This is a genomic window from Streptomyces sp. NPDC013457 (genome assembly GCF_043089925.1).
GTDB lineage: Bacteria > Actinomycetota > Actinomycetes > Streptomycetales > Streptomycetaceae > Streptomyces.
This window is the reverse complement of record NZ_JBICBL010000005.1, coordinates 468,578-490,600: the sequence shown is the minus strand read 5'-3', so window position 1 is coordinate 490,600 and position 22,023 is coordinate 468,578. Positions and strand designations below refer to the sequence as shown.

Genomic DNA, 22,023 nt, shown 5'->3' with positions numbered 1-22,023 from the left:
AATAGCTAATGTCGCGTATTGGCAAGCTGCCTATCCAGGTTCCCGCCGGCGTGGACGTCACCATCGAGGGCCGCTCGGTCACGGTCAAGGGTTCCAAGGGCACCCTGACCCACACCGTTGCCGCGCCGATCGAGATCGTTAAGGGCGAGGACGGCGTTCTCAACGTCACCCGTCCGAACGACGAGCGTCAGAACAAGGCCCTCCACGGCCTGTCCCGCACGCTGGTGGCCAACATGATCACCGGTGTGACCCAGGGTTACGTGAAGGCGCTCGAGATCAGCGGTGTCGGTTACCGCGTTGCCGCGAAGGGCTCCAACCTGGAGTTCCAGCTCGGCTACAGCCACCCGATCCTGGTGGAGGCGCCCGAGGGCATCTCCTTCAAGGTCGAGTCGCCGACCAAGTTCTCGGTCGAGGGCATCGACAAGCAGAAGGTCGGCGAGGTCGCGGCGAACATCCGCAAGCTGCGGAAGCCCGACCCGTACAAGGCCAAGGGCGTCAAGTACGCCGGCGAGGTCATCCGCCGCAAGGTCGGAAAGGCTGGTAAGTAAGCCATGGCATACGGTGTGAAGATCGCCAAGGGCGACGCTTACAAGCGTGCGGCCAAGGCCCGCCGTCACATCCGCATCCGCAAGAACGTGTCGGGTACGGCGGAGCGTCCGCGCCTCGTCGTGACGCGTTCGAACCGCGGTATCACCGCTCAGGTCATCGACGACCTCAAGGGCCACACCCTTGCGTCCGCGTCGAACCTGGACGCGTCGATCCGTGGTGGCGAGGGTGACAAGTCGTCGCAGGCCAAGCAGGTCGGCGCTCTCGTCGCCGAGCGCGCCAAGGCCGCCGGCGTCGAGGCTGTCGTGTTCGACCGTGGTGGCAACAGGTACGCCGGGCGCATTGCCGCTCTGGCTGACGCCGCCCGCGAAGCCGGGCTGAAGTTCTAAGCCCCGGTTCCGGGACTAACGGACGTAACAGAGAGAGGTAAATCCAATGGCTGGACCCCAGCGCCGCGGAAGCGGTGCCGGTGGCGGCGAGCGGCGGGACCGGAAGGGCCGCGACGGTGGCGCTGCCGCCGAGAAGACCGCGTACGTTGAGCGCGTTGTCGCGATCAACCGCGTCGCCAAGGTTGTCAAGGGTGGTCGTCGTTTCTCCTTCACCGCGCTGGTCGTGGTGGGTGACGGTGACGGCACCGTAGGTGTCGGTTACGGCAAGGCCAAGGAAGTTCCCGCGGCCATCGCCAAGGGTGTCGAGGAAGCCAAGAAGAACTTCTTCAAGGTTCCGCGCATCCAGGGCACCATCCCTCACCCGATCCAGGGCGAGAAGGCCGCGGGCGTCGTCCTGCTCAAGCCGGCTTCCCCCGGTACCGGCGTCATCGCCGGTGGCCCGGTGCGTGCCGTGCTCGAGTGCGCCGGCGTTCACGACATCCTGTCGAAGTCGCTCGGCTCCGACAACGCGATCAACATCGTGCACGCGACCGTGGAGGCCCTGAAGGGTCTGCAGCGCCCCGAGGAGATCGCGGCTCGCCGTGGTCTGCCCCTCGAGGACGTCGCCCCCGCGGCTCTGCTTCGTGCGCGTGCGGGAGCGGGTGCGTAATGGCTCGCCTCAAGATCACGCAGACGAAGTCGTACATCGGCAGCAAGCAGAACCACCGCGACACCCTGCGTTCGCTCGGGCTCAAGCGCCTGAACGACGTGGTCGTCAAGGAGGACCGCCCCGAGTTCCGCGGAATGGTGCACACCGTCCGCCACCTCGTGACGGTCGAGGAGGTCGACTGACATGGCGGAGAACAACCCGCTGAAGGTCCACAACCTCCGTCCCGCCCCGGGCGCCAAGACCGCCAAGACCCGTGTGGGTCGTGGTGAGGCGTCGAAGGGTAAGACGGCCGGTCGTGGTACGAAGGGCACCAAGGCCCGTTACCAGGTTCCGGAGCGCTTCGAGGGTGGGCAGATGCCCCTCCACATGCGTCTCCCGAAGCTCAAGGGCTTCAAGAACCCGTTCCGCACCGAGTACCAGGTTGTCAACCTGGACAAGCTGGCCGCGCTCTACCCGCAGGGTGGCGAGGTCACGGTGGCCGATCTGGTCGCCAAGGGTGCGGTTCGTAAGAACCAGCTCGTCAAGGTGCTCGGCGCCGGCGAGGTCTCCGTGGCGCTGCAGGTGACGGTCGACGCCGTCTCCGGCTCCGCCAAGGAGAAGATCGCCGCCGCCGGCGGCACCGTCACCGAGCTCGTCTGAGACGACTCGATGGCTTGAACATCCAACCGGGGATGCCTCCCAAAAGGGGCATCCCCGGTTGGTCGTTCCTAGGGGGGCATGGTCGCCGGTAAGGTGGCGTGCACTGTCTAGGCTCCGTGCGGTATGCCCACACGGATTTCACGACCGTTACCTATTCGTCGAACCTCAAGACCGTCACCTCATGCGCATGGCGCGGGGGTCGCAGGAGGCACCGTGCTCACCGCGTTCGCCCGGGCGTTCAAGACGCCCGACCTGCGCAAGAAGCTGCTCTTCACACTCGGCATCATCGTGCTGTACCGGCTCGGGGCACACATCCCCGTCCCCGGTGTCAGCTACCAGGCCGTACAGCAGTGTGTGGACCAGGCGAGCCAGGGCAACAACTCCCTGTTCGGCCTGGTGAACATGTTCAGCGGCGGGGCGCTGCTGCAGATCACCATCTTCGCGCTCGGCATCATGCCGTACATCACGGCGAGCATCATCCTGCAGCTGCTGACCGTCGTGATCCCGCGCCTCGAGGCCCTCAAGAAGGAGGGTCAGTCGGGCACGGCCAAGATCACGCAGTACACGCGTTATCTGACGATCGCGCTCGCCATCCTCCAGGGCACCGGTCTCGTGGCCACGGCACGCACCGGCGCGCTCTTCAGCGGCTGCACGGTGGCCAACCAGGTCGTCCCCGACCAGTCGATCTTCGTCACGGCCACCATGGTCATCACGATGACCGCCGGTACCGCAGTCGTCATGTGGCTCGGTGAGCTCATCACCGACCGCGGCATCGGCAACGGCATGTCGATCCTGATGTTCATCTCGATCGCCGCCGGCTTCCCGGGCGCCCTGTGGGCCATCAAGGAGAGCGGCAAGCTCGCCAAGGGCTGGATCGAGTTCGGCACCGTCATCCTGATCGGCTTCGTGATGGTGGCCCTGGTCGTCTTCGTCGAGCAGGCCCAGCGCCGCATCCCGGTGCAGTACGCGAAGCGGATGATCGGCCGCAGGTCCTACGGCGGAACGTCCACTTATATCCCTCTCAAGGTGAACCAGGCAGGTGTGATTCCTGTCATCTTCGCCTCGTCGCTGCTCTACATCCCGGCCTTGATCGCGCAGTTCTCGAACTCCACCGCAGGGTGGAAGACGTGGATCGAAGCCCACTTCGTCAAGGGTGACCACCCCTACTACATCGCTACGTACTTCCTCCTGATCGTGTTCTTCGCCTTCTTCTACGTGGCGATCTCGTTCAACCCCGAGGAAGTCGCGGACAACATGAAGAAGTATGGTGGCTTCATCCCGGGTATCCGGGCTGGTCGACCTACTGCCGAGTATCTGAGCTACGTGCTCAACCGGATCACTTGGCCGGGCTCGCTGTATCTGGGTCTGATCGCTCTTGTGCCGACGATGGCGTTGGCAGGCTTCGGCGGTGCCAATGCCAACTTCCCCTTCGGTGGGACGAGCATCCTCATCATCGTGGGTGTGGGGCTGGAGACCGTGAAGCAGATCGAGAGCCAGCTCCAGCAGCGCAATTACGAAGGGTTCCTCCGCTGATGCGAATCGTCCTCGTCGGACCGCCCGGGGCCGGCAAGGGTACGCAGGCTGCGTTCCTTGCCAAGAACCTGGACATTCCGCACATCTCCACGGGCGACCTGTTCCGAGCCAACATCTCGCAGGGCACGGAGCTGGGTCTCAAGGCCAAGGCGTTCATGGACGCCGGCGACCTGGTGCCCGACGAGGTGACCATCGGGATGGCCAAGGACCGGATGGAGCAGCCGGACGCCGCCAACGGCTTCCTGCTGGACGGGTTCCCCCGCAACGTGGCTCAGGCCGAGGCCCTGGACGTGGTCCTGAAGGCCGAGGACATGCAGCTCGACGCGGTGCTGGACCTGGAGGTCCCCGAGGACGAGGTCGTGAAGCGGATCGCGGGTCGCCGCATCTGCCGCAACGACAGCGCGCACGTCTTCCACGTGGAGTACAACGCGCCGAAGACCGAGGGCGTCTGCGACGAGTGCGGTGGCGAGCTGTACCAGCGTGCGGACGACTCCGAGGAGACGGTCCGCAAGCGCCTGGAGGTCTACCACACGCAGACCGAGCCGATCATCGACTACTACCGGGCGCAGAACCTGGTCAAGACGATCTCGGCGCTCGGCAAGGTGGACGAGGTCACGGCGAAGGCGATGGCCGCGCTCAAGAAGTAACCCTGGTTCGTTCGACACGGCCGCGGTGCCCCTCGGGGGCGCCGCGGCCGTATCGTTGTTCTGTCCCGTGTTCTCGTAGGAAAGGCCCCCGTCACGATGGTGCAGATCAAGACCCCCGAGCAGATCGCGAAGATGCGCGAGGCGGGGCTGGTCGTCGCCGCCATCCACGCGGCCACGCGGGAGGCGGCCGTGCCGGGCGCCACGACGAAGGACCTGGACGAGGTCGCGCGGAAGGTGATCGCGGACCACGGGGCGAAGTCGAACTTCCTCGGGTACGGCGGCTTCCCCGCGACGATCTGCACCTCGGTGAACGAGGTCGTGGTCCACGGCATCCCGGACGAGAAGACCGTCCTCAAGGACGGCGACATCATCTCGATCGACGCCGGCGCGATCGTCGACGGCTGGCACGGCGACGCGGCGTACACGGCGTTCGTGGGCTCGGGCCACGCTCCGGAGCTGATCGAGCTCTCGCGGGTGACCGAGGAGTCGATGTGGGCCGGCATCGCCGCGATGAAGAATGGCAACCGGCTGGTGGACGTGTCCCGGGCGATCGAGACGTACATCCGCCGCCAGCCCAAGCCGGGCGGCGGCAAGTACGGCATCGTCGAGGACTACGGCGGCCACGGCATCGGCACCGAGATGCACATGGACCCGCACCTGCTGAACTACGTCTCCCGCAAGCGCGGGAAGGGCCCCAAGCTGGTGCCCGGGTTCTGCCTGGCGATCGAGCCGATGGTCTCGCTCGGCACGCCGCACACGGAGGTCCTGAAGGACGACTGGACGGTCGTCTCCACGGACGGCACCTGGTCCTCCCACTGGGAGCACTCGGTCGCCCTCACCGAGGAGGGCCCCCTGGTCCTCACGTCCCCGGACGGCGGCAAGGCGAAGCTGGCGGAGCTGGGTGTGGTGGCAGCGCCCGACCCGCTGGCGTAGCGCCTGGTGGCGGGGGCCGGCCTTCGCCTGGGCGCTGGGGTCGTGGGGACGGCGTGGTTGCTTGCGTAAGGATCTTCGCGTGTGGGCAGACTTCCCGGATTCGTCTTTTCCAGGGCCCTGACGTAGACTGATGCGTCGGCTCTCGTGTACCCGTGTGCCCGCACACGGATCGAGAGTCGATCAAGGTAGCCGATTCGAAAGGCGAAGCGTGGCCAAGAAGCAAGGTGCCATCGAAATCGAGGGCACCGTGATCGAGTCCCTCCCGAACGCCATGTTCAAGGTGGAGCTCCAGAACGGTCACAAGGTCCTCGCGCACATCTCCGGCAAGATGCGGATGCACTACATCCGAATCCTTCCGGACGACCGGGTCGTCGTGGAGCTCTCTCCGTACGACCTGACGCGTGGCCGGATCGTCTACCGGTACAAGTAGATCTTGCCCGCACCCCGGCTCCGCCGCGGGTGGTGGCACTGACCCGGAGAACCTCACATCCCATGAAGGTCAAGCCGAGCGTCAAGAAGATCTGCGACAAGTGCAAGGTGATCCGCCGTCACGGCCGGGTCATGGTCATCTGCGACAACCTGCGCCACAAGCAGCGCCAGGGCTGACGCACGCCGACCGACCTGCACCCCGCAGTTCTTCGCGCGACGCAAGCAATACGTACATACGCAGAGCCCGCCCAGCCCGCAAGGGTCGGCGGCACCTCCGGCGGGGGCCGGGGACCCGATTCGTACCTCATACGGCGGTCGGGAGCGGCTTTGCGGAAGACCCCCGAACACACAGGAGCCATTGAATGGCACGCGTTTCCGGTGTTGACATCCCGCGCGAAAAGCGTGTGGAGATCGCACTCACCTACGTCTTCGGTATCGGGCGTACCCGGTCCAAGGAGATCCTCGCCTCCACCGGCGTGAACCCGAACACCCGCGTTCGTGACCTGGCCGAAGAGGACCTGGTCAAGATCCGCGAGTACGTGGACGCCAACCTCCAGACCGAGGGTGACCTCCGCCGCGAGATCCAGGGCGACATCCGCCGCAAGATCGAGATCCAGTGCTACCAGGGCATCCGCCACCGTCGTGGCCTGCCCGTGCACGGTCAGCGCACCAGCACGAACGCCCGTACCCGTAAGGGCCCGCGTCGCGCCATCGCCGGTAAGAAGAAGCCGGGCAAGAAGTAGTCCTCAGCGGACGCTTGACCAAGCGGTCTTCGCTGTAGGACCGACCACCTCCCGTAGGAGTTATAGATGCCCCCCAAGGGTCGTCAGGGCGCTGCCAAGAAGGTGCGCCGCAAGGAAAAGAAGAACGTCGCTCACGGCCACGCGCACATCAAGAGCACGTTCAACAACACGATCGTCTCGATCACGGACCCCTCGGGCAACGTGATCTCCTGGGCCTCCGCCGGCCACGTCGGCTTCAAGGGCTCGCGCAAGTCCACCCCGTTCGCCGCGCAGATGGCCGCCGAGTCGGCCGCTCGCCGCGCGCAGGAGCACGGCATGCGCAAGGTCGACGTCTTCGTCAAGGGTCCCGGCTCCGGCCGTGAGACCGCGATCCGCTCCCTCCAGGCCACGGGCCTCGAGGTCGGCTCGATCCAGGACGTCACCCCCACGCCGCACAACGGCTGCCGTCCGCCGAAGCGTCGTCGCGTCTGACGCTCCGCGTCCGATGTACGACCGGCGACGGTTGGTTTGAGGGTTGGGCGGTACGCCTCTTCGGAGGCGTGCCGCCCGTACCCTTGCAGTACGAGCAGTACCCGTCGGGCGTCAAATAGTGGGCGTCCACGAATGAAGGAACACACACCATGCTGATCGCTCAGCGTCCCTCGCTGACCGAAGAGGTCGTCGACGAGTTCCGCTCGCGGTTCGTTATCGAGCCCCTGGAGCCGGGCTTCGGCTACACGCTCGGCAACAGCCTCCGCCGTACGCTCCTCTCCTCGATCCCGGGTGCGGCGGTCACGTCCATCCGCATCGACGGTGTCCTGCACGAGTTCACCACCGTGCCGGGCGTCAAGGAGGACGTCACCGACCTCATCCTGAACATCAAGCAGCTGGTCGTCTCCTCGGAGCACGACGAGCCGGTCGTGATGTACCTGCGCAAGCAGGGTCCCGGCCTGGTCACCGCTGCTGACATCGCCCCGCCGGCCGGTGTCGAGGTGCACAACCCCGACCTGGTGCTCGCCACGCTCAACGGCAAGGGCAAGCTGGAGATGGAGCTGACCGTCGAGCGCGGTCGCGGCTACGTCTCCGCCGTGCAGAACAAGCAGGTGGGCCAGGAGATCGGCCGTATCCCGGTCGACTCCATCTACTCGCCGGTGCTCAAGGTCACGTACAAGGTCGAGGCGACCCGTGTCGAGCAGCGCACCGACTTCGACAAGCTGATCGTCGACGTCGAGACCAAGCAGGCCATGCGGCCGCGTGACGCCATGGCGTCCGCCGGCAAGACGCTGGTCGAGCTGTTCGGTCTGGCGCGCGAGCTCAACATCGACGCCGAGGGCATCGACATGGGCCCGTCCCCGACGGACGCCGCCCTCGCCGCCGACCTGGCGCTGCCGATCGAGGAGCTCGAGCTCACCGTTCGTTCGTACAACTGCCTCAAGCGTGAGGGCATCCACTCCGTGGGTGAGCTCGTGGCGCGCTCCGAGGCCGACCTGCTCGACATCCGCAACTTCGGTGCGAAGTCGATCGACGAGGTCAAGGCGAAGCTGGCCGGCATGGGCCTGGCCCTCAAGGACAGCCCGCCCGGATTCGACCCGACCGCCGCCGCCGACGCCTTCGGCGCCGACGACGACGCGGACGCCGGGTTCGTCGAGACCGAGCAGTACTGATTGACCCCTGCGGGCCGGTCTCGGCCGGCCGCGCAGTTCCCCGCGCCCCTTACGGGGCGCGGGGTCTCCGACAGGTAACCCGCCTGCTCGGACACTGACACCGGTACCTCACACGGCCGGTGCAGATCACAAGGAGAAACACCATGCCGCGTCCCGCCAAGGGTGCCCGCCTCGGTGGCAGCGCCGCTCACGAGCGTCTGCTGCTCGCCAACCTGGCGAAGTCCCTCTTCGAGCACGGCCGCATCACCACGACCGAGGCCAAGGCCCGCCGCCTGCGTCCGGTCGCCGAGCGCCTGATCACCAAGGCGAAGAAGGGCGACATCCACAACCGTCGCCTGGTGCTGCAGACGATCACGGACAAGGGCGTCGTCCACACGCTCTTCACCGAGATCGCCCCGCGCTACTCCGAGCGCCCGGGTGGCTACACCCGTATCACCAAGATCGGCAACCGTCGTGGCGACAACGCCCCGATGGCTGTGATCGAGCTGGTCGAGGGCGAGATCGCCAAGAAGGCGACCGTCGCCGAGGCCGAGGCCGCCGCCAAGCGCGCCGTCAAGGAGGCCGACGAGGCCGCCAAGGTCGAGGACACCAAGGCCGAGGACGCCGCTGAGGCCCCGGCCGAGGAGTCGAAGGACGCGTAAGCGTTCCGACGATCCTGTGTGCGGGCCCGTACCCCTAGGGGTACGGGCCCGTTCCCGTGATGTTGAGAGGATTGATCGCGTGAGCGACGACGTGCAGGACGGCTTCGTACGGGTACGGCTCGACCTGTCGTACGACGGCAGGGACTTCTCCGGCTGGGCCAGGCAGGCCCAGGGGCGGCGGACCGTCCAGGGCGACATCGAGGACGCCCTGAAGACCGTCACCCGCTCCAAGGAGACGTACGAGCTGACCGTCGCCGGCCGCACCGACGCCGGTGTGCACGCGCGCGGCCAGGTCGCCCACGTCGATCTGCCCGTCGACCTGTGGGCCGAGCACCGGGACAAGCTGCTCAGGCGGCTCGCCGGACGGCTCTCCCACGACGTGCGGGTCTGGCGGCTCACCGAGGCCCCCGCAGGGTTCAACGCGCGCTTCTCCGCCATCTGGCGCCGCTACGCCTACCGCGTCACGGACGACCCCGGCGGTGTCGACCCGCTGCTGCGCGGCCATGTCCTGTGGCACGACTGGACCCTCGACATGGACGCCATGAACGCCGCCGCCGAGCGGCTCGTCGGCGAGCACGACTTCGCCGCGTACTGCAAGAGGCGCGAGGGCGCGACGACCATTCGTACGCTCCAGGAGCTGCGGTGGGAGAGGCGGCCCGGAGGCGTCCTCGAAGCGACCGTGAAGGCGGACGCCTTCTGCCACAACATGGTCCGCTCGCTCGTCGGCGCGCTGCTCTTCGTCGGCGACGGACACCGCCCGGTGGAGTGGCCAGCGAAGGTCCTGGCGGCGGGTGTACGGGATTCGGCCGTGCACGTGGTCAGGCCGCACGGCCTCACCCTCGAAGAGGTCGGCTACCCGGCCGACGAACTGCTGGCCGCCCGCAACCGCGAGGCCAGGAACAAGCGCACCCTGCCGGGCGCCGGCTGCTGCTGATCCGGCCGTACGTCCTCACCGCTTCACCCGGGGCGGGCGCCCGTCCGGTGCCCGCCCCTCGCCGTCACTCCTGGGGCGCGCCCGCCGCCGCGGAGGCCTGGGACTTGCCGCGGGCGTAGATCTGGTTGAAGGCGAAGGTGCCCAGGTCGTCGCTGGCCTGGAAGACGCCCTTGTCGGACGTGGTGACCTTCTTGCCGTCGGTGAAGCCGGCCTGGGTGAAGTAGGCGTACCGGCCGATCGAGTTGGCCCGGCGCAGACAGACCGTGGCACGGCAGAAGTCCTTGACGCCCGCCCCGGCCAGTGGCGCGATGCCGCCGCTCGCCTGGTTCTTCGCCTTCAGGGCGGCCGCCTCGGTGGGGAACACGGCGACGCCGACGGTGATGGCCACCCCGTCCTTCACGTACGTGGCGCGGATCACCCGGTCGCAGCCGTTCTTCTTCAGGACCGCGCCCAGACCGCCCTGCGTGACGCTCGCGCAGTCGGTCGTCGAGGAGGTCGCGCCCTTCTTGTGGACGCGGCCGCTCACCGTCAGCTTCTTGCCCGGGAAGAGGCCCTCGGCGCTCAGCGGCGCCTTGTCCTTCTTCTCGTCCGAGATGTAGTCCTTGGGGTTCGGCGGGGGCGGCGGTGCGACGGAGGAGAACGTCGGGTCGGGCGTGGGCGAGCCGCTGGGGGCTGCCGAGCCGGTCGGGGTCACGGTGCCGTTCTTGGCCGTGTCGTCGCCCTTGTCGCTGTTCACGACCGCCGTGGCGACGACCGCGCCGACCAGGAGGGCCGCGAGCACGCCACCGCCGACCACGAGCAGGCGCTTACGGCGCCGGCCGGCCGCGGAGGCGTCGGCGAGGGCGCCCCAGTCGGGCGTCCCGTCCTCCGAGGCGCCCGGGAAGGGGCTCGGCTGTCCCCCCGGGCCCTGCGGCCCGTACTGGTTCCCGTACTGCTGTCCGTACTGCTGCTGTCCCGGCTGCTGCGGCTGCTGCCCGTACGGCTGCTGCGGCTCCTGCGGCCACTGGGGTCCCCCAAAGCTCATGCCGCGCATCCTAAACCGGTTGGGCGCAGGCGGTGCGAGCGGCGACAATGCCCCTCATGGGACATGTCGAGGCCGCGCATCTGGAGTACTTCCTTCCCGACGGGAGGGTCCTGCTCGCGGACGCCTCCTTCAGGGTCGGGGAGGGCGCGGTCGTCGCCCTGGTCGGGGCCAACGGCGCCGGGAAGACCACACTGCTCCGCATGATCGCCGGGGAGCTCCAGCCGCACGGCGGCTCGGTCACCGTGAGCGGCGGGCTCGGTGTGATGCCGCAGTTCGTGGGCTCGGTCCGGGACGAGCGTACGGTCCGTGACCTGCTGGTCTCCGTCGCCCAGCCGCGGATCCGCGAGGCGGCGAGGGCGGTCGACGCGGCGGAGCACCTGATCATGACGGTCGACGACGAGGCCGCGCAGATGAAGTACGCGCAGGCCCTCAGCGACTGGGCGGAGGTCCAGGGGTACGAGGCCGAGACCGTCTGGGACATGTGCACCATGGCGGCGCTGGGCGTCCCGTACGAGAAGGCGCAGTTCCGCGAGGTCCGCACGCTCAGTGGCGGCGAGCAGAAGCGGCTGGTCCTGGAGTCGCTGCTGCGCGGCACCGACGAGGTGCTGCTCCTCGACGAGCCGGACAACTACCTGGACGTCCCCGGCAAGCGGTGGCTGGAGGAGCGGCTGCGGGAGACCCGTAAGACCGTGCTCTTCATCTCCCACGACCGGGAGCTGCTCGCCCGGGCCGCGCAGAAGATCATCGCGGTCGAGCCGGGCCCGGCCGGGTCGGACGTCTGGGTGCACGGTGGCGGCTTCGAGACCTTCCACGACGCCCGGCGGGACCGCTTCGCGCGCTTCGAGGAGCTGAAGCGGCGCTGGGAGGAGAAGCACGCCCAGCTGAAGAAGCTGGTGGTCAACCTGAGGCAGGCGGCGTCGGTCAGCCACGACATGGCCTCGCGGTACGCGGCGGCGCAGACCCGGCTGAGGAAGTTCGAGGAGGCCGGCCCGCCGCCGGAGCCGCCGCGCGAACAGGACATCCGGATGCGGCTGCGCGGCGGCCGGACCGGCGTGCGGGCCGTGACCTGCGAAAACCTCGAGCTGACCGGTCTGATGAAGCCGTTCTCGCTGGAGATCTTCTACGGGGAGCGGGTCGCCGTCCTCGGCTCGAACGGGTCGGGCAAGTCACACTTCCTGCGTCTGCTGGCCGGGGACACGTCCGTGGCGCACACGGGTCTGTGGAAGACGGGCGCGCGGGTGGTTCCCGGCCACTTCGCCCAGACCCACGCCCACCCGGAGCTCCTGGGCCGCTCGCTCGTGGACATCCTCTGGTCGGAGCACGCGAAGGACCGGGGCGCGGCGATGTCGGTCCTGCGGCGGTACGAGCTGGAGGGACAGGGCGACCAGCCCTTCGAGAAGCTCTCGGGCGGCCAGCAGGCCCGCTTCCAGATCCTGCTCCTGGAGCTGTCCGGCACGACGGCGCTGCTCCTGGACGAGCCGACGGACAACCTGGACTTGGAGTCCGCCGAGGCGCTCCAGGACGGTCTGGAGTCGTACGACGGGACGGTGCTGGCCGTCACGCACGACCGCTGGTTCGCGAAGACCTTCGACCGGTATCTGGTCTTCGGCTCGGACGGCGTCGTCCGGGAGACGCCGGAGCCGGTCTGGGACGAGCGGCGGGTGGAGCGGGCGCGGTAGGGTCGCGCGTTTTGACCCCTCCGGGGTGGCGCGGGTACTGTTGCGGTTTGTTATGCGTATTGGCTTCGTCGTTCTCGTACGAAGGGCCGTTACGCAGGTTCCCTGGAGCAGTTACCAGTGGCTCGCATACGGGCGGTGTCCCGGCAGTGCAGGCCCCAGCTGCATGATCGCTTCAGGTGTGTCTGGACTCCATCCACTGAAGAAGCGAAGGCTACGAAGTGCGTACGTACAGCCCCAAGCCCGGCGATGTGACTCGCCAGTGGCACATCATCGACGCGCAGGACGTTGTCCTGGGCCGTCTGGCGACCACGGCTGCGAACCTCCTCCGAGGCAAGCACAAGCCGGTGTACGCCCCCCACATGGACATGGGCGACTTCGTCATCATCATCAACGCTGACAAGGTCCACCTGTCCGGCAACAAGAAGACCCAGAAGCTGGCGTACCGCCACTCCGGCTTCCCGGGTGGTCTGCGCTCCGTCCGTTACGACGAGCTGCTGGAGAAGAACCCCGAGAAGGCCGTCGAGAAGGCCATCAAGGGCATGATCCCCAAGAACACCCTGGGCCGTCAGATGCTCTCGAAGCTGAAGGTCTACGCGGGCGAGAACCACCCGCACGCTGCCCAGCAGCCGGTCCCGTTCGAGATCACCCAGGTCGCGCAGTAGTTCCGGCCACACCCCTAAGAACGAAAGAAATCTGAGGAGAATCGTGGCCGAGACCACTGTTGAGAACCCCATCGAGGGCGAGGAGACCTACGCCGAGGTCACCACCTTCGAGTCCGAGGTCCCCGTCGAGGGTGAGTACACCTCGGAGTCCCTGGCGTCGCGCTTCGGCGACCCGCAGCCGGCCGCCGGCCTGGGTCGTCGCAAGAACGCCATCGCCCGCGTCCGGATCGTCCCGGGCACCGGCAAGTGGAAGATCAACGGGCGTACGCTCGAGGACTACTTCCCGAACAAGGTCCACCAGCAGGAAGTCAACGAGCCCTTCAAGGTGCTCGAGCTCGACAACCGCTACGACGTCATCGCCCGCATCTCGGGTGGCGGCGTTTCCGGCCAGGCCGGCGCCCTGCGCCTCGGTGTGGCCCGTGCGCTGAACGAGGCGGATGTCGAGAACAACCGCCCGGCGCTGAAGAAGGCCGGCTTCCTCTCCCGCGACGACCGTGCGGTCGAGCGCAAGAAGGCCGGTCTCAAGAAGGCCCGTAAGGCCCCGCAGTACAGCAAGCGTTAATCGCCTGCTCGGTCTGCTTTGCACGTACGCCCCGGCGGCACTGCCCGTGCTGCCGGGGCGTACGTCTTTTCCTCCCCCTGGGCCCTTTCGGGCAGCTTGACGCGAAAACGGGCATCACGCGTTCAGGGGATCGCACTTTTCGGAGCAGTTTCGGAGGACAGCTGTGGGACGACTCTTCGGCACGGACGGTGTGCGCGGTGTGGCGAACGCGGATCTGACGGCGGAGCTCGCGCTCGGCCTGTCGGTCGCGGCGGCGCACGTGCTCGCCGAGGCGGGGACCTTCGAGGGCCATCGGCCGACCGCGGTGGTCGGGCGTGACCCCCGTGCGTCGGGAGAGTTCCTGGAGGCGGCCGTCGTGGCGGGCCTCGCGAGCGCGGGCGTCGACGTCCTGCGCGTCGGCGTCCTGCCCACCCCCGCCGTGGCATACCTCACGGGAGCGCTCGGCGCCGACCTCGGCGTGATGCTCTCCGCCAGCCACAACGCGATGCCCGACAACGGCATCAAGTTCTTCGCCCGCGGCGGCCACAAGCTCGCCGACGAGCTGGAGGACCGGATCGAGTCCGTCTACGAGGAGCACCGCACCGGCGCCCCGTGGGAGCGACCGACCGGCGCCGGCGTCGGCCGGGTCAGTGACTACGACGAGGGCTTCGACAAGTACGTCGCCCACCTCATCGCCGTACTGCCGAACCGCCTCGACGGGCTCAAGGTCGTCCTCGACGAGGCGCACGGCGCGGCCGCGCGCGTGTCGCCCGAGGCGTTCGCCCGGGCCGGTGCCGAGGTCGTCACCATCGGCGCGGAGCCCGACGGCCTCAACATCAACGACGGCTGCGGCTCCACCCACCTCGGCCTGCTCAAGGAAGCCGTCGTCGAGCACGGCGCCCACTTCGGCATCGCCCACGACGGTGACGCGGACCGCTGCCTGGCCGTCGACGCGGCGGGCAACGAGATCGACGGCGACCAGATCCTCGCCGTGCTCGCGCTCGCCATGCGCGAGGCCGGGACGCTGCGCGGCGACACCGTCGTCGCGACCGTGATGTCCAACCTCGGCTTCAAGCTGGCCATGGAGCGCGAAGGCCTCCAGCTGGTGCAGACGGCGGTCGGCGACCGTTACGTCCTGGAGTCGATGAAGGAGCACGGCTACGCGCTGGGCGGCGAGCAGTCCGGGCACGTCATCGTGCTCGACCACGCCACCACCGGCGACGGCACCCTCACCGGTCTGATGCTGGCGGCGCGGGTAGCGGCCACCGGCAAGTCCCTCGCGGAGCTGGCCGCCGTCATGGAGCGGCTGCCGCAGGTCCTCATCAACGTGCCCGACGTCGACAAGTCCCGGGTGAAGACCTCCGGCGAACTGGCCGCCGCGGTCGGCGACGCCGAGCGGGAGCTGGGCTCCACGGGTCGCGTGCTGCTCCGCCCCTCGGGCACCGAGCCGCTCGTACGCGTGATGGTCGAGGCCGCCGACATCGAGCAGGCGCGGTCCGTGGCCGGCCGGCTGGCCGACGCCGTGAAGTCGGCGCTGGGCTAGGCCGCCTGACGGTCACTTGCCTCCTGGCGCACCCGGCGGCCGGGTCATCCGGCCCCGCTGGGTGCGCCACAGCAGTTTCCAGCCGACGAGCGTGAGCACCCCGGCGACGATGATGCCGGTGAGGTTCAGCAGCAACTGCTCGGCGGAGCCCCACATCTGGCCCAGGTCGCCGTAGCTGAGGGCGACGGCGGCGTTCGCGGCGGCCGGCACGGTCGTCACCGAGATCGCCACGCCGACCAGCACCCCCGCCTTCGACGAGGTCAGCGAGACCACTCCGGCCACTCCCGCCAGCAGCGCCACGACGAACGAGAACGGGTCGGGCTGGAAGATGAATCCGGTGTTCGGGCGGGCCGCGTCGAGCATGCCCTCGTTGAACTGGCCGAAGCCGTCCATCACCAGGCTGAACACCGTCGTCGCGGCGATCGCGGCGGCGAAGCCGACCACCAGGGCGACCGACGAGCGCCAGACGGCCCTCGGCCTGCGCCGCACCAGGCCCGTACTGATACCGGCGAGCGGGCCGAACTCCGGACCGACCGCCATGGCTCCCACGATCAGGATCGCGTTGTCCAGGACCACACCGCAGGCCGCGATCATCGTCGCCACGATCATCAGGGCCGCGTAGGTGATGGTGAGCGTGGACTCCTCCTGGGAGGTGTCCGTCAGCTGCTCCCAGATCACCGCGTCCGCCGCCTCGCCGGGTGCCTCCTCCTCCGCCTTGTCGGCGCGGTCGGAGAGCGACAGGTCGATGTTCCCGACGGCGATCGACCCCACCTTGTCGATACCCAACTCGCGCAGGCCGTGCAGGAGTTCATCACCCGCCTCGCGGGCCACGTCGCACAGCACGATGTCGCCCGAGGGATCGCGTGCCACGTCCTTGAGCACCGCGACGTGGGTGGTGCCCACCGTCGTGTCGATCAGGTCGAGGACCGCGTCCGTGCGGGCGGGCGGGGTGATGATCCGCAGATGCAGCATGGTCAGAGCTTACGGAGGCTCAGTCGCTGCACCATATGGTCGGGCCCCTTGCGTACGACGAGAGTGGCCCGGCCGCGCGTCGGCGCCACGTTCTCCAGCAGGTTCACCTTGTTGATGGTCCGCCACATCGTGCGGGCGTACTCCAGCGCCTCCTCCTCGGAGACCTGGGTGTAGCGCTGGAAGTACGAGAACGGGTTCTGGAACGCCGTCTCGCGGAGCTTGCGGAAGCGGTTGAGGTACCAGCGCTCGATGTCCTCGGGGCGGGCGTCCACGTAGACCGAGAAGTCGAAGTAGTCGGCGAGACCGACCCGCGTCCGGCCGTCCTTGCCGGGCAGCGCCGGCTGGAGGACGTTGAGCCCCTCGACGATCAGGATGTCGGGGCGGCGCACCACGAGCCGCTCGCCCGGCACGATGTCGTAGATGAGGTGGGAGTAGACCGGGGCGGTGACCTCCTCCTTCCCCGCCTTGATGTCGGCGACGAACCGGGTCAGGGCACGGCGGTCGTACGACTCGGGGAAGCCCTTGCGGGACAGGAGCCCGCGCTCCTTCAGCTCCTCCATTGGGTAGAGGAAGCCGTCGGTGGTGACCAGCTCCACGCGGGGGTGCTCGGGCCAGCGGGCGAGCAGCGCCTGGAGGAGCCGGGCGACGGTGGACTTGCCGACGGCGACGGAGCCGGCGACCCCTATGACGAAGGGGGTGCCGCGCTGCTCGGCGCGCTCGCCGAGGAACGTGTTGAGCGCGCCGCGCAGCCCGCTGGTGGCCTGGACGTACAGATTGAGCAGCCGGGAGAGCGGCAGATAGATGTCCCGGACCTCGTCGAGGTCGATGACGTCGCCGAGCCCCCGCAGCCGCTCGACCTCGTCGGCGGAGAGCGGCAGCGGCGTCTTGTCGCGCAGCGCGCTCCACTCGTCCCTGGTCAGGTCGACGTAGGGCGTGGCCTCGGGCCGGCGCTGGCCGTTGCCCTTGGAGCCGGTGCTTCGTGGCGGCGAAGTGATCACGGGTCCCATTGTCGTGGCTGCGGGGCGGATGTGGGCCGTGGGCTCGGTCACGCGGAAAACCTGTTGTCCGACCCTTGCTCTACCTTGATCATGCTGATTGCCGCGTGGGGTGGACTTGCGCGGGGGGAGCCGCTCCATGGGGCGGCACGAGGGAACTGAGGGTCACATCCAGATGCGTACGTCCGTGAGAACCGCTGCCGCTGTCGCTTCCGCCGCCTCGCTGGCGCTGGTGCTCGCCGCCTGTAGTGGGGGTGGGGAGGGCGGGGACAAGGGCAAGGGCGCGTCCAAGGGGTCCGCGTCCGCTTCCGCCGCGCCCGACGCGAAGGCGCTGTCGGCGGCCGAGCTGGAGAAGCTGATCGTCGAGCAGGCCGACCTCAAGGGCTACCAGGTCCAGAAGGCCGAGGCCGGGGACGTCGTGAAGCCGGGTGACGTCAGCGCGGACAAGCCCGCGTGCACGCCGCTCGCCGAGGCGATGTCCTTCATCGCGACCGGCAAGCCGGGCGCCAGCGTGCAGCGCAAGGCCATCGAGATGCCGAAGACGGAAGGGGCGACGGCTTCGCCGGAGGATGCCCTGGGCGTCCTCAGCGCGCCGGTGACGTCCGTGACGCTCGGCTCGTACGGTGGCGGCGGCGCCCAGGAGGCGCTGGCCTCGCTGAAGACGGCGGGCACGGAGTGCGCGGGCGGCTTCACGCTCATCGGCGGCGGCGAGAAGACGAAGATCACCAAGGTCGCCCCCGAGACCGTGACCGCCGGCGAGGAGGCGCTCGCCTTCACCGTCACCACGGACGTGGAGGGGGAGGAGTGGACGAGCAAGCTGGTGGCCTTCCGTAAGGGCAACACGCTGGCGTCGTTCTCGGTCATCAGCCTCGGCGGCAAGGTCAAGGAGCAGCCGAAGACGGTCATCGACGCGCAGGCGGCCAAGCTCGGCTGACACCCGCCCTGGGCGGGTGCCCTCCGCGGCGCACGCCCTGGAGGCGCTTGAAGCCGTCGTCGACGCGCAGGCGGCCAAGCTCGGCCGACTCCGGGCCTCCGGGCGGGTTCGGTCGTAGGCTGCCGACATGTGCGGAATCGTGGGTTACGTCGGCGGGCAGTCGGCGCTTGATGTGGTGATCGCGGGCCTCAAGCGGCTCGAGTACCGGGGCTACGACTCGGCCGGTGTCGCGGTGCTCTCCGACGGGGGACTGGCCGCGGCGAAGAAGGCGGGCAAGCTCGTCAACCTGGACAAGGAGCTGGTGGACCGGCCGCTGCCGAGCGGTTCCACCGGCATCGGACACACCCGCTGGGCCACCCACGGCGGGCCGACCGATGCCAACGCGCACCCGCATCTGGACAACGCGGGGCGCGTGGCCGTCGTCCACAACGGGATCATCGAGAACTTCGCCGCCCTGCGCGCGGAGCTGGAGGAGCGCGGCCACGACCTCGCCTCCGAGACGGACACCGAGGTCGTGGCCCACCTCCTCGCCGAGGAGTTCTCCTCCTGCGGCGACCTGGCGGAGGCGATGCGGCTCGTGTGCCGGCGGCTCGACGGGGCGTTCACCCTGGTCGCCGTACACGCGGACGAGCCCGATGTGGTGGTGGGCGCGCGCCGCAATTCGCCCCTCGTGGTGGGCGTCGGCGAGGGGGAGTACTTCCTCGCCTCCGACGTCGCGGCCTTCATCGCGCACACCCGCGCCGCGATCGAACTCGGCCAGGACCAGGTCGTGAAGCTGTCCCGCGAGGGCGTCGAGGTCACCGACTTCGCCGGCACCGCAGCCGACGTCCGGTCGTACCACGTGGACTGGGACGCCTCGGCCGCCGAGAAGGGCGGCTACGACTACTTCATGCTCAAGGAGATCGCCGAGCAGCCGAAGGCCGTCGCCGACACCCTGCTCGGCCGGATCGACGGCGACGGCCGGCTCCGGCTCGACGAGGTGCGCATCCCCGACGCGGTCCTGCGCGAGGCCGACAAGGTCGTGATCATCGCGTGCGGCACCGCCTTCCACGCCGGCATGATCGCGAAGTACGCCATCGAGCACTGGACCAGGATCCCCTGCGAGGTGGAGCTCGCCAGCGAGTTCCGCTACCGCGATCCGATCCTCGGCCAGCGGACGCTCGTCATCGCCATCTCGCAGTCGGGCGAGACGATGGACACGCTCATGGCGCTGCGCCACGCGCGTGAGCAGGGCGCCAAGGTGCTCGCCGTCTGCAACACCAACGGTTCGACCATCCCGCGCGAGTCCGACGCCGTCCTCTACACGCACGCCGGTCCCGAAGTCGCCGTCGCGTCCACCAAGGCCTTTCTGACCCAGCTGGTGGCCTGCTATCTGCTCGCGCTGTACCTCGGGCAGGTGCGCGGGACGAAGTGGGGCGACGAGATCCACGCCGTCGTGCGTGAGCTCGCCCGGATCGCCGACGAGGTGGAGCGCGTCCTGGAGACGATGGAGCCGGTACGGGCCCTGGCCCGCTCCCTCGCCGACAAGGACACCGTCCTCTTCCTCGGCCGGCACGTGGGCTACCCGGTCGCCCTGGAGGGCGCGCTGAAGCTGAAGGAACTGGCGTACATGCACGCCGAGGGCTTCGCCGCCGGAGAGCTGAAGCACGGCCCGATCGCGCTCATCGAGGAGGACCTGCCGGTGGTGGTGGTCGTGCCGTCGCCCCGCGGGCGCTCCGTCCTGCACGACAAGATCGTCTCCAACATCCAGGAGATCCGGGCGCGCGGGGCGCGGACGATCGTGATCGCGGAGGAGGGCGACGAGACCGTCGTACCGTACGCCGATCATCTGATCAGCATCCCCGCAACGCCTACGCTGCTACAGCCGCTGGTCTCCACCGTGCCCCTGCAGGTCTTCGCCTGTGAGCTGGCGACAGCACGGGGCAACGAGGTGGACCAGCCGCGGAACCTGGCGAAATCTGTGACCGTGGAGTGAGTGAATGATCATCGGGGTGGGGATCGACGTGGCGGAGATCGACCGCTTCGCCGTGTCGATCGAACGGACGCCGGGGCTGTTGCAGCGCCTCTTCGTCGACGGCGAGCTGCTGCTCCCCAGCGGCGAGCGCCGGGGCCCCGCGTCCCTGGCCGTCCGCTTCGCCGCCAAGGAGGCGTTGGCCAAGGCCCTGGGCGCGCCCGCGGGGCTGCACTGGACGGACGCGGAGGTCTATCTGGAGCCCAGCGGCCAGCCCCGGCTGCGCGTCCGCGGCACGGTGGCGGCCCGGGCGGCGGAACTGGGCGTCCGCCACTGGCACGTCTCGCTGAGCCATGACGCGGGGGTGGCCTCGGCGGTGGTGATCGCCGAGGGGTAGAGCGGGCGATCGGGCGGTTCGTGTACGAGCCCGTGTGCCCCGGCCGATGGCAGGGGCCCGCGGTGTCCGGGGGCCCGGCCCGGCCGTGTCGCCGTCCCCGTGGTGCGATGCCACGATGGGGAAGGTGAGCGCGGATCGAGGTGCTGGATGAAGGCTCCTTCCCGGAATCGCGCGACGGCCCGTCACGGCCTCTTCTCCGGCCGGGACCGGTCCGTCATCGCGGCAGCCGCCCTGTCCATGCTGCTCGTCCAGATGGACTGGTTCGCCCTCAACCTCACCCTTCCCGTGATCGCCCGGGACTTCGACGAGCCGACCACCGACCTGCAGTGGCTGGTCAGCGGATACATGCTCACCCTGGGCGCCTTCATGATCACCGGAGGTCGGGTGGCCGACGTCCACGGTCGCCGGAGGACACTCGTCTGCGGACTCGCCGGCTTCGGCCTCGTCTCCGTCCTCTGCGCCCTCGCGCCGACCTCCGGATGGCTCGTCGCCGGCCGCGTGGTGCAGGGGGTGACCGCCGCCTTCATCTTCCCGGTCGCCGTCGCCGTCGTGACGGCCTACTTCAGGGACGACCGGCAGGGCCGGGCGGTCGGGACCGTGCTCGCCTTCAGCGCCGTGGGCACCGCCCTGGGACCGTTCGTCGGCGGCACGCTCGCCGAACACGTCAGCTGGCGTGCCGTGTTCTACCTGAACGTTCCGATCTGCGCCGCCGCCGTGTTCCTGATACTCCGCCACGTCCCGGAGACCCGCGACAGCCACGCCTCAGGGCGCCTCGACCTGCGTGGCGCGGTCACGGTCGCGGCAGGACTGACGCTGTTCATGCTCGGTGTGGACCAGGGAGCCCTGTGGGGCTGGGCGGCCCCTGCCACCTGGGGCTGTCTCCTCTCCGGAGCCGCGCTGCTGGCCCTCTTCATCCGGATCGAGCGGCGCAGCGCGGAACCGCTGCTCGACCTCGGCCTGCTGCGGAACGGCCCGTTCGTCACCCTCACCCTGGCCGGATCGCTGTCCAACGTCGTCTACTGCCTGGTGGCCGTCTTCTCGGCGCTCTACCTCCAGCAGGCACGGGGCCTCTCCCCCTTCACCGCCGGGCTGATCTTCCTCGCGCTCTCGGTCGGTGCGGGTACGGCCAGCTACTTCTCCGGCCACCTGGCCCGCCGATGGCGGCCCGAGGCGCTGATGACCGTCGCCATGTTCCTCAGCGGCACCTCGCTTCTCGCCCTGACCTGGTCGACGCCGCTCGGCCTGTACCTGGTGGTCTTCGCGGTGGTCGGCGCCGGTCTCGGCCTCGGCTGGGCCCTGACGAACGTCGCCACCCAGTCGTACGTACCGGAGACACGGCTCGCCGCCGCGTCCGGCTTCGTCCTCACGTCCCTGGTCCTGCTCGGTGCGCTGGCCGTCGCCGTGGCCTCGAGCGTCCTCGAGGCCCTCAGCGGTTCGGCGTCGCGCGCGGCCTCCGACGGCCCGGCCATCGAGTCGGTACTCCGCGCGGCAGCCGTCCTCGCCCTGCTCGGGGGAGTGCTCCTGCTCCGCCTGGTCCGCGCCACCGGGCCGTCTGCGCAGCGGGACGCCTGAAGCACCGGTACGGCCGGCGCCGACGGG

At 69.0% G+C, this 22,023-nt stretch carries 26 protein-coding genes; 23 read left to right on the top strand and 3 right to left on the bottom strand.

Going from position 1 to position 22,023, the window contains the following annotated elements; all coding sequences use genetic code 11:
- The first annotated feature begins 8 nt into the window (after positions 1–8).
- From rplF to truA, 15 genes are all read left to right on the top strand, one after another.
- Positions 9–548, top strand: a complete 540-nt coding sequence (rplF, locus tag ACF1G2_RS16785) for a 50S ribosomal protein L6 (RefSeq protein ID WP_361667570.1) — start codon at positions 9–11, stop codon at positions 546–548.
- 3 nt (positions 549–551) lie between these two features.
- A complete protein-coding gene (rplR, locus tag ACF1G2_RS16780; protein ID WP_352188391.1) occupies positions 552–935 on the top strand; it encodes a 50S ribosomal protein L18 in 384 nt (127 codons plus the stop codon).
- Between the two features lie 46 nt (positions 936–981).
- Entirely contained in the window at positions 982–1,584 is a 603-nt protein-coding gene (gene rpsE / locus ACF1G2_RS16775) for a 30S ribosomal protein S5 (RefSeq protein WP_015035588.1), read from the top strand.
- Entirely contained in the window at positions 1,584–1,766 is a 183-nt protein-coding gene (gene rpmD, locus ACF1G2_RS16770; RefSeq protein ID WP_005313525.1) for a 50S ribosomal protein L30, read from the top strand. The genes rpsE and rpmD overlap by 1 nt, the downstream gene beginning before the upstream one ends.
- Position 1,767: 1 nt before the next feature.
- Positions 1,768–2,223 carry a 50S ribosomal protein L15 gene (rplO, locus tag ACF1G2_RS16765; RefSeq protein WP_361445400.1) on the top strand — a complete coding sequence of 152 codons (456 nt, stop codon included), beginning with the start codon at positions 1,768–1,770 and terminating at the stop codon, positions 2,221–2,223.
- Between the two features lie 213 nt (positions 2,224–2,436).
- Positions 2,437–3,756: a preprotein translocase subunit SecY gene (secY, locus tag ACF1G2_RS16760; RefSeq protein WP_352188393.1), complete on the top strand. Its 1,320-nt coding sequence runs from the start codon at positions 2,437–2,439 to the stop codon at positions 3,754–3,756.
- On the top strand, positions 3,756–4,403 hold the full coding sequence (locus tag ACF1G2_RS16755; protein ID WP_391798965.1) for an adenylate kinase: 648 nt from the start codon (positions 3,756–3,758) through the stop codon (positions 4,401–4,403). Before secY ends, ACF1G2_RS16755 begins: the two co-directional genes overlap by 1 nt.
- A 96-nt stretch (positions 4,404–4,499) precedes the next feature.
- Positions 4,500–5,336 (top strand): type I methionyl aminopeptidase, encoded by an 837-nt coding sequence (gene map / locus ACF1G2_RS16750; protein ID WP_391798964.1) that lies wholly within the window; start codon positions 4,500–4,502, stop codon positions 5,334–5,336.
- A gap of 208 nt (positions 5,337–5,544) precedes the next feature.
- On the top strand, positions 5,545–5,766 hold the full coding sequence (infA, locus tag ACF1G2_RS16745) for a translation initiation factor IF-1 (protein WP_003956442.1): 222 nt from the start codon (positions 5,545–5,547) through the stop codon (positions 5,764–5,766).
- 62 nt (positions 5,767–5,828) lie between these two features.
- Positions 5,829–5,942: a 50S ribosomal protein L36 gene (rpmJ, locus tag ACF1G2_RS16740; RefSeq protein WP_003956441.1), complete on the top strand. Its 114-nt coding sequence runs from the start codon at positions 5,829–5,831 to the stop codon at positions 5,940–5,942.
- 185 nt (positions 5,943–6,127) lie between these two features.
- Positions 6,128–6,508 (top strand): 30S ribosomal protein S13, encoded by a 381-nt coding sequence (gene rpsM, locus ACF1G2_RS16735; RefSeq protein ID WP_005313488.1) that lies wholly within the window; start codon positions 6,128–6,130, stop codon positions 6,506–6,508.
- A gap of 66 nt (positions 6,509–6,574) precedes the next feature.
- The gene (rpsK, locus tag ACF1G2_RS16730) at positions 6,575–6,979 is read left to right on the top strand and encodes a 30S ribosomal protein S11 (RefSeq protein ID WP_003956432.1); all 405 of its coding nucleotides are present in this window, start codon (positions 6,575–6,577) and stop codon (positions 6,977–6,979) included.
- Between the two features lie 149 nt (positions 6,980–7,128).
- Positions 7,129–8,151, top strand: a complete 1,023-nt coding sequence (locus ACF1G2_RS16725; RefSeq protein WP_003966937.1) for a DNA-directed RNA polymerase subunit alpha — start codon at positions 7,129–7,131, stop codon at positions 8,149–8,151.
- Positions 8,152–8,294: 143 nt separating this feature from the next.
- A complete protein-coding gene (gene rplQ / locus ACF1G2_RS16720) occupies positions 8,295–8,792 on the top strand; it encodes a 50S ribosomal protein L17 (RefSeq protein WP_352188396.1) in 498 nt (165 codons plus the stop codon).
- A 79-nt stretch (positions 8,793–8,871) separates the two neighbouring features.
- On the top strand, positions 8,872–9,726 hold the full coding sequence (truA, locus tag ACF1G2_RS16715; protein WP_391798963.1) for a tRNA pseudouridine(38-40) synthase TruA: 855 nt from the start codon (positions 8,872–8,874) through the stop codon (positions 9,724–9,726).
- Positions 9,727–9,790: 64 nt separating this feature from the next.
- On the opposite strand, the gene ACF1G2_RS16710 is transcribed toward truA, so the two are convergent.
- Positions 9,791–10,750 carry a hypothetical protein gene (locus tag ACF1G2_RS16710; RefSeq protein ID WP_391798962.1) on the bottom strand — a complete coding sequence of 320 codons (960 nt, stop codon included), beginning with the start codon at positions 10,748–10,750 and terminating at the stop codon, positions 9,791–9,793.
- A 56-nt stretch (positions 10,751–10,806) separates the two neighbouring features.
- Here ACF1G2_RS16710 and ACF1G2_RS16705 point away from each other — a divergent pair, with 56 nt between their 5' ends.
- The 4 genes from ACF1G2_RS16705 (at position 10,807) to glmM (ending at position 15,175) form a co-directional block, all read left to right on the top strand.
- Entirely contained in the window at positions 10,807–12,429 is a 1,623-nt protein-coding gene (locus ACF1G2_RS16705) for an ABC-F family ATP-binding cassette domain-containing protein (RefSeq protein ID WP_391798961.1), read from the top strand.
- Between the two features lie 218 nt (positions 12,430–12,647).
- Positions 12,648–13,091 carry a 50S ribosomal protein L13 gene (gene rplM, locus ACF1G2_RS16700; RefSeq protein ID WP_260229383.1) on the top strand — a complete coding sequence of 148 codons (444 nt, stop codon included), beginning with the start codon at positions 12,648–12,650 and terminating at the stop codon, positions 13,089–13,091.
- A gap of 43 nt (positions 13,092–13,134) precedes the next feature.
- Positions 13,135–13,653, top strand: coding sequence for a 30S ribosomal protein S9 (rpsI, locus tag ACF1G2_RS16695; protein ID WP_361859316.1), 519 nt, complete (start codon positions 13,135–13,137; stop codon positions 13,651–13,653).
- 163 nt (positions 13,654–13,816) lie between these two features.
- Positions 13,817–15,175 carry a phosphoglucosamine mutase gene (glmM, locus tag ACF1G2_RS16690; RefSeq protein WP_391798960.1) on the top strand — a complete coding sequence of 453 codons (1,359 nt, stop codon included), beginning with the start codon at positions 13,817–13,819 and terminating at the stop codon, positions 15,173–15,175.
- Positions 15,176–15,187: 12 nt separating this feature from the next.
- Here glmM and ACF1G2_RS16685 read toward each other — a convergent pair whose 3' ends face one another.
- Together ACF1G2_RS16685 and coaA are read right to left on the bottom strand one after the other, a co-directional pair.
- Entirely contained in the window at positions 15,188–16,147 is a 960-nt protein-coding gene (locus ACF1G2_RS16685; RefSeq protein WP_391798959.1) for a DUF389 domain-containing protein, read from the bottom strand.
- A 2-nt stretch (positions 16,148–16,149) separates the two neighbouring features.
- A complete protein-coding gene (gene coaA / locus ACF1G2_RS16680; protein ID WP_391798958.1) occupies positions 16,150–17,145 on the bottom strand; it encodes a type I pantothenate kinase in 996 nt (331 codons plus the stop codon).
- A 184-nt stretch (positions 17,146–17,329) separates the two neighbouring features.
- Between coaA and ACF1G2_RS16675 the strand changes: the two genes are divergently transcribed.
- From ACF1G2_RS16675 to ACF1G2_RS16660, 4 genes are all read left to right on the top strand, one after another.
- Positions 17,330–18,076 carry a hypothetical protein gene (locus ACF1G2_RS16675; RefSeq protein WP_391798957.1) on the top strand — a complete coding sequence of 249 codons (747 nt, stop codon included), beginning with the start codon at positions 17,330–17,332 and terminating at the stop codon, positions 18,074–18,076.
- Between the two features lie 127 nt (positions 18,077–18,203).
- Entirely contained in the window at positions 18,204–20,051 is a 1,848-nt protein-coding gene (gene glmS, locus ACF1G2_RS16670) for a glutamine--fructose-6-phosphate transaminase (isomerizing) (protein WP_391798956.1), read from the top strand.
- A 4-nt stretch (positions 20,052–20,055) separates the two neighbouring features.
- Positions 20,056–20,424, top strand: coding sequence for a holo-ACP synthase (locus tag ACF1G2_RS16665; protein WP_391798955.1), 369 nt, complete (start codon positions 20,056–20,058; stop codon positions 20,422–20,424).
- A gap of 147 nt (positions 20,425–20,571) precedes the next feature.
- The gene (locus ACF1G2_RS16660; RefSeq protein WP_391798954.1) at positions 20,572–21,996 is read left to right on the top strand and encodes an MFS transporter; all 1,425 of its coding nucleotides are present in this window, start codon (positions 20,572–20,574) and stop codon (positions 21,994–21,996) included.
- The last annotated feature ends 27 nt before the right edge of the window (positions 21,997–22,023 follow it).

Coding starts and splice junctions, on each gene's coding strand:
- rplF (WP_361667570.1), top strand. CDS start 9: ATGTCGCGTATTGGCAAGCTGCCTATCCAGGTTCCCGCCGGCGTGGAC.
- rplR (WP_352188391.1), top strand. CDS start 552: ATGGCATACGGTGTGAAGATCGCCAAGGGCGACGCTTACAAGCGTGCG.
- rpsE (WP_015035588.1), top strand. CDS start 982: ATGGCTGGACCCCAGCGCCGCGGAAGCGGTGCCGGTGGCGGCGAGCGG.
- rpmD (WP_005313525.1), top strand. CDS start 1,584: ATGGCTCGCCTCAAGATCACGCAGACGAAGTCGTACATCGGCAGCAAG.
- rplO (WP_361445400.1), top strand. CDS start 1,768: ATGGCGGAGAACAACCCGCTGAAGGTCCACAACCTCCGTCCCGCCCCG.
- ACF1G2_RS16755 (WP_391798965.1), top strand. CDS start 3,756: ATGCGAATCGTCCTCGTCGGACCGCCCGGGGCCGGCAAGGGTACGCAG.
- map (WP_391798964.1), top strand. CDS start 4,500: ATGGTGCAGATCAAGACCCCCGAGCAGATCGCGAAGATGCGCGAGGCG.
- rpmJ (WP_003956441.1), top strand. CDS start 5,829: ATGAAGGTCAAGCCGAGCGTCAAGAAGATCTGCGACAAGTGCAAGGTG.
- rpsM (WP_005313488.1), top strand. CDS start 6,128: ATGGCACGCGTTTCCGGTGTTGACATCCCGCGCGAAAAGCGTGTGGAG.
- rpsK (WP_003956432.1), top strand. CDS start 6,575: ATGCCCCCCAAGGGTCGTCAGGGCGCTGCCAAGAAGGTGCGCCGCAAG.
- ACF1G2_RS16725 (WP_003966937.1), top strand. CDS start 7,129: ATGCTGATCGCTCAGCGTCCCTCGCTGACCGAAGAGGTCGTCGACGAG.
- rplQ (WP_352188396.1), top strand. CDS start 8,295: ATGCCGCGTCCCGCCAAGGGTGCCCGCCTCGGTGGCAGCGCCGCTCAC.
- ACF1G2_RS16710 (WP_391798962.1), bottom strand. CDS start 10,750: ATGAGCTTTGGGGGACCCCAGTGGCCGCAGGAGCCGCAGCAGCCGTAC.
- ACF1G2_RS16705 (WP_391798961.1), top strand. CDS start 10,807: ATGGGACATGTCGAGGCCGCGCATCTGGAGTACTTCCTTCCCGACGGG.
- ACF1G2_RS16685 (WP_391798959.1), bottom strand. CDS start 16,147: ATGCTGCATCTGCGGATCATCACCCCGCCCGCCCGCACGGACGCGGTC.
- glmS (WP_391798956.1), top strand. CDS start 18,204: ATGTGCGGAATCGTGGGTTACGTCGGCGGGCAGTCGGCGCTTGATGTG.
- ACF1G2_RS16665 (WP_391798955.1), top strand. CDS start 20,056: ATGATCATCGGGGTGGGGATCGACGTGGCGGAGATCGACCGCTTCGCC.
- ACF1G2_RS16660 (WP_391798954.1), top strand. CDS start 20,572: ATGAAGGCTCCTTCCCGGAATCGCGCGACGGCCCGTCACGGCCTCTTC.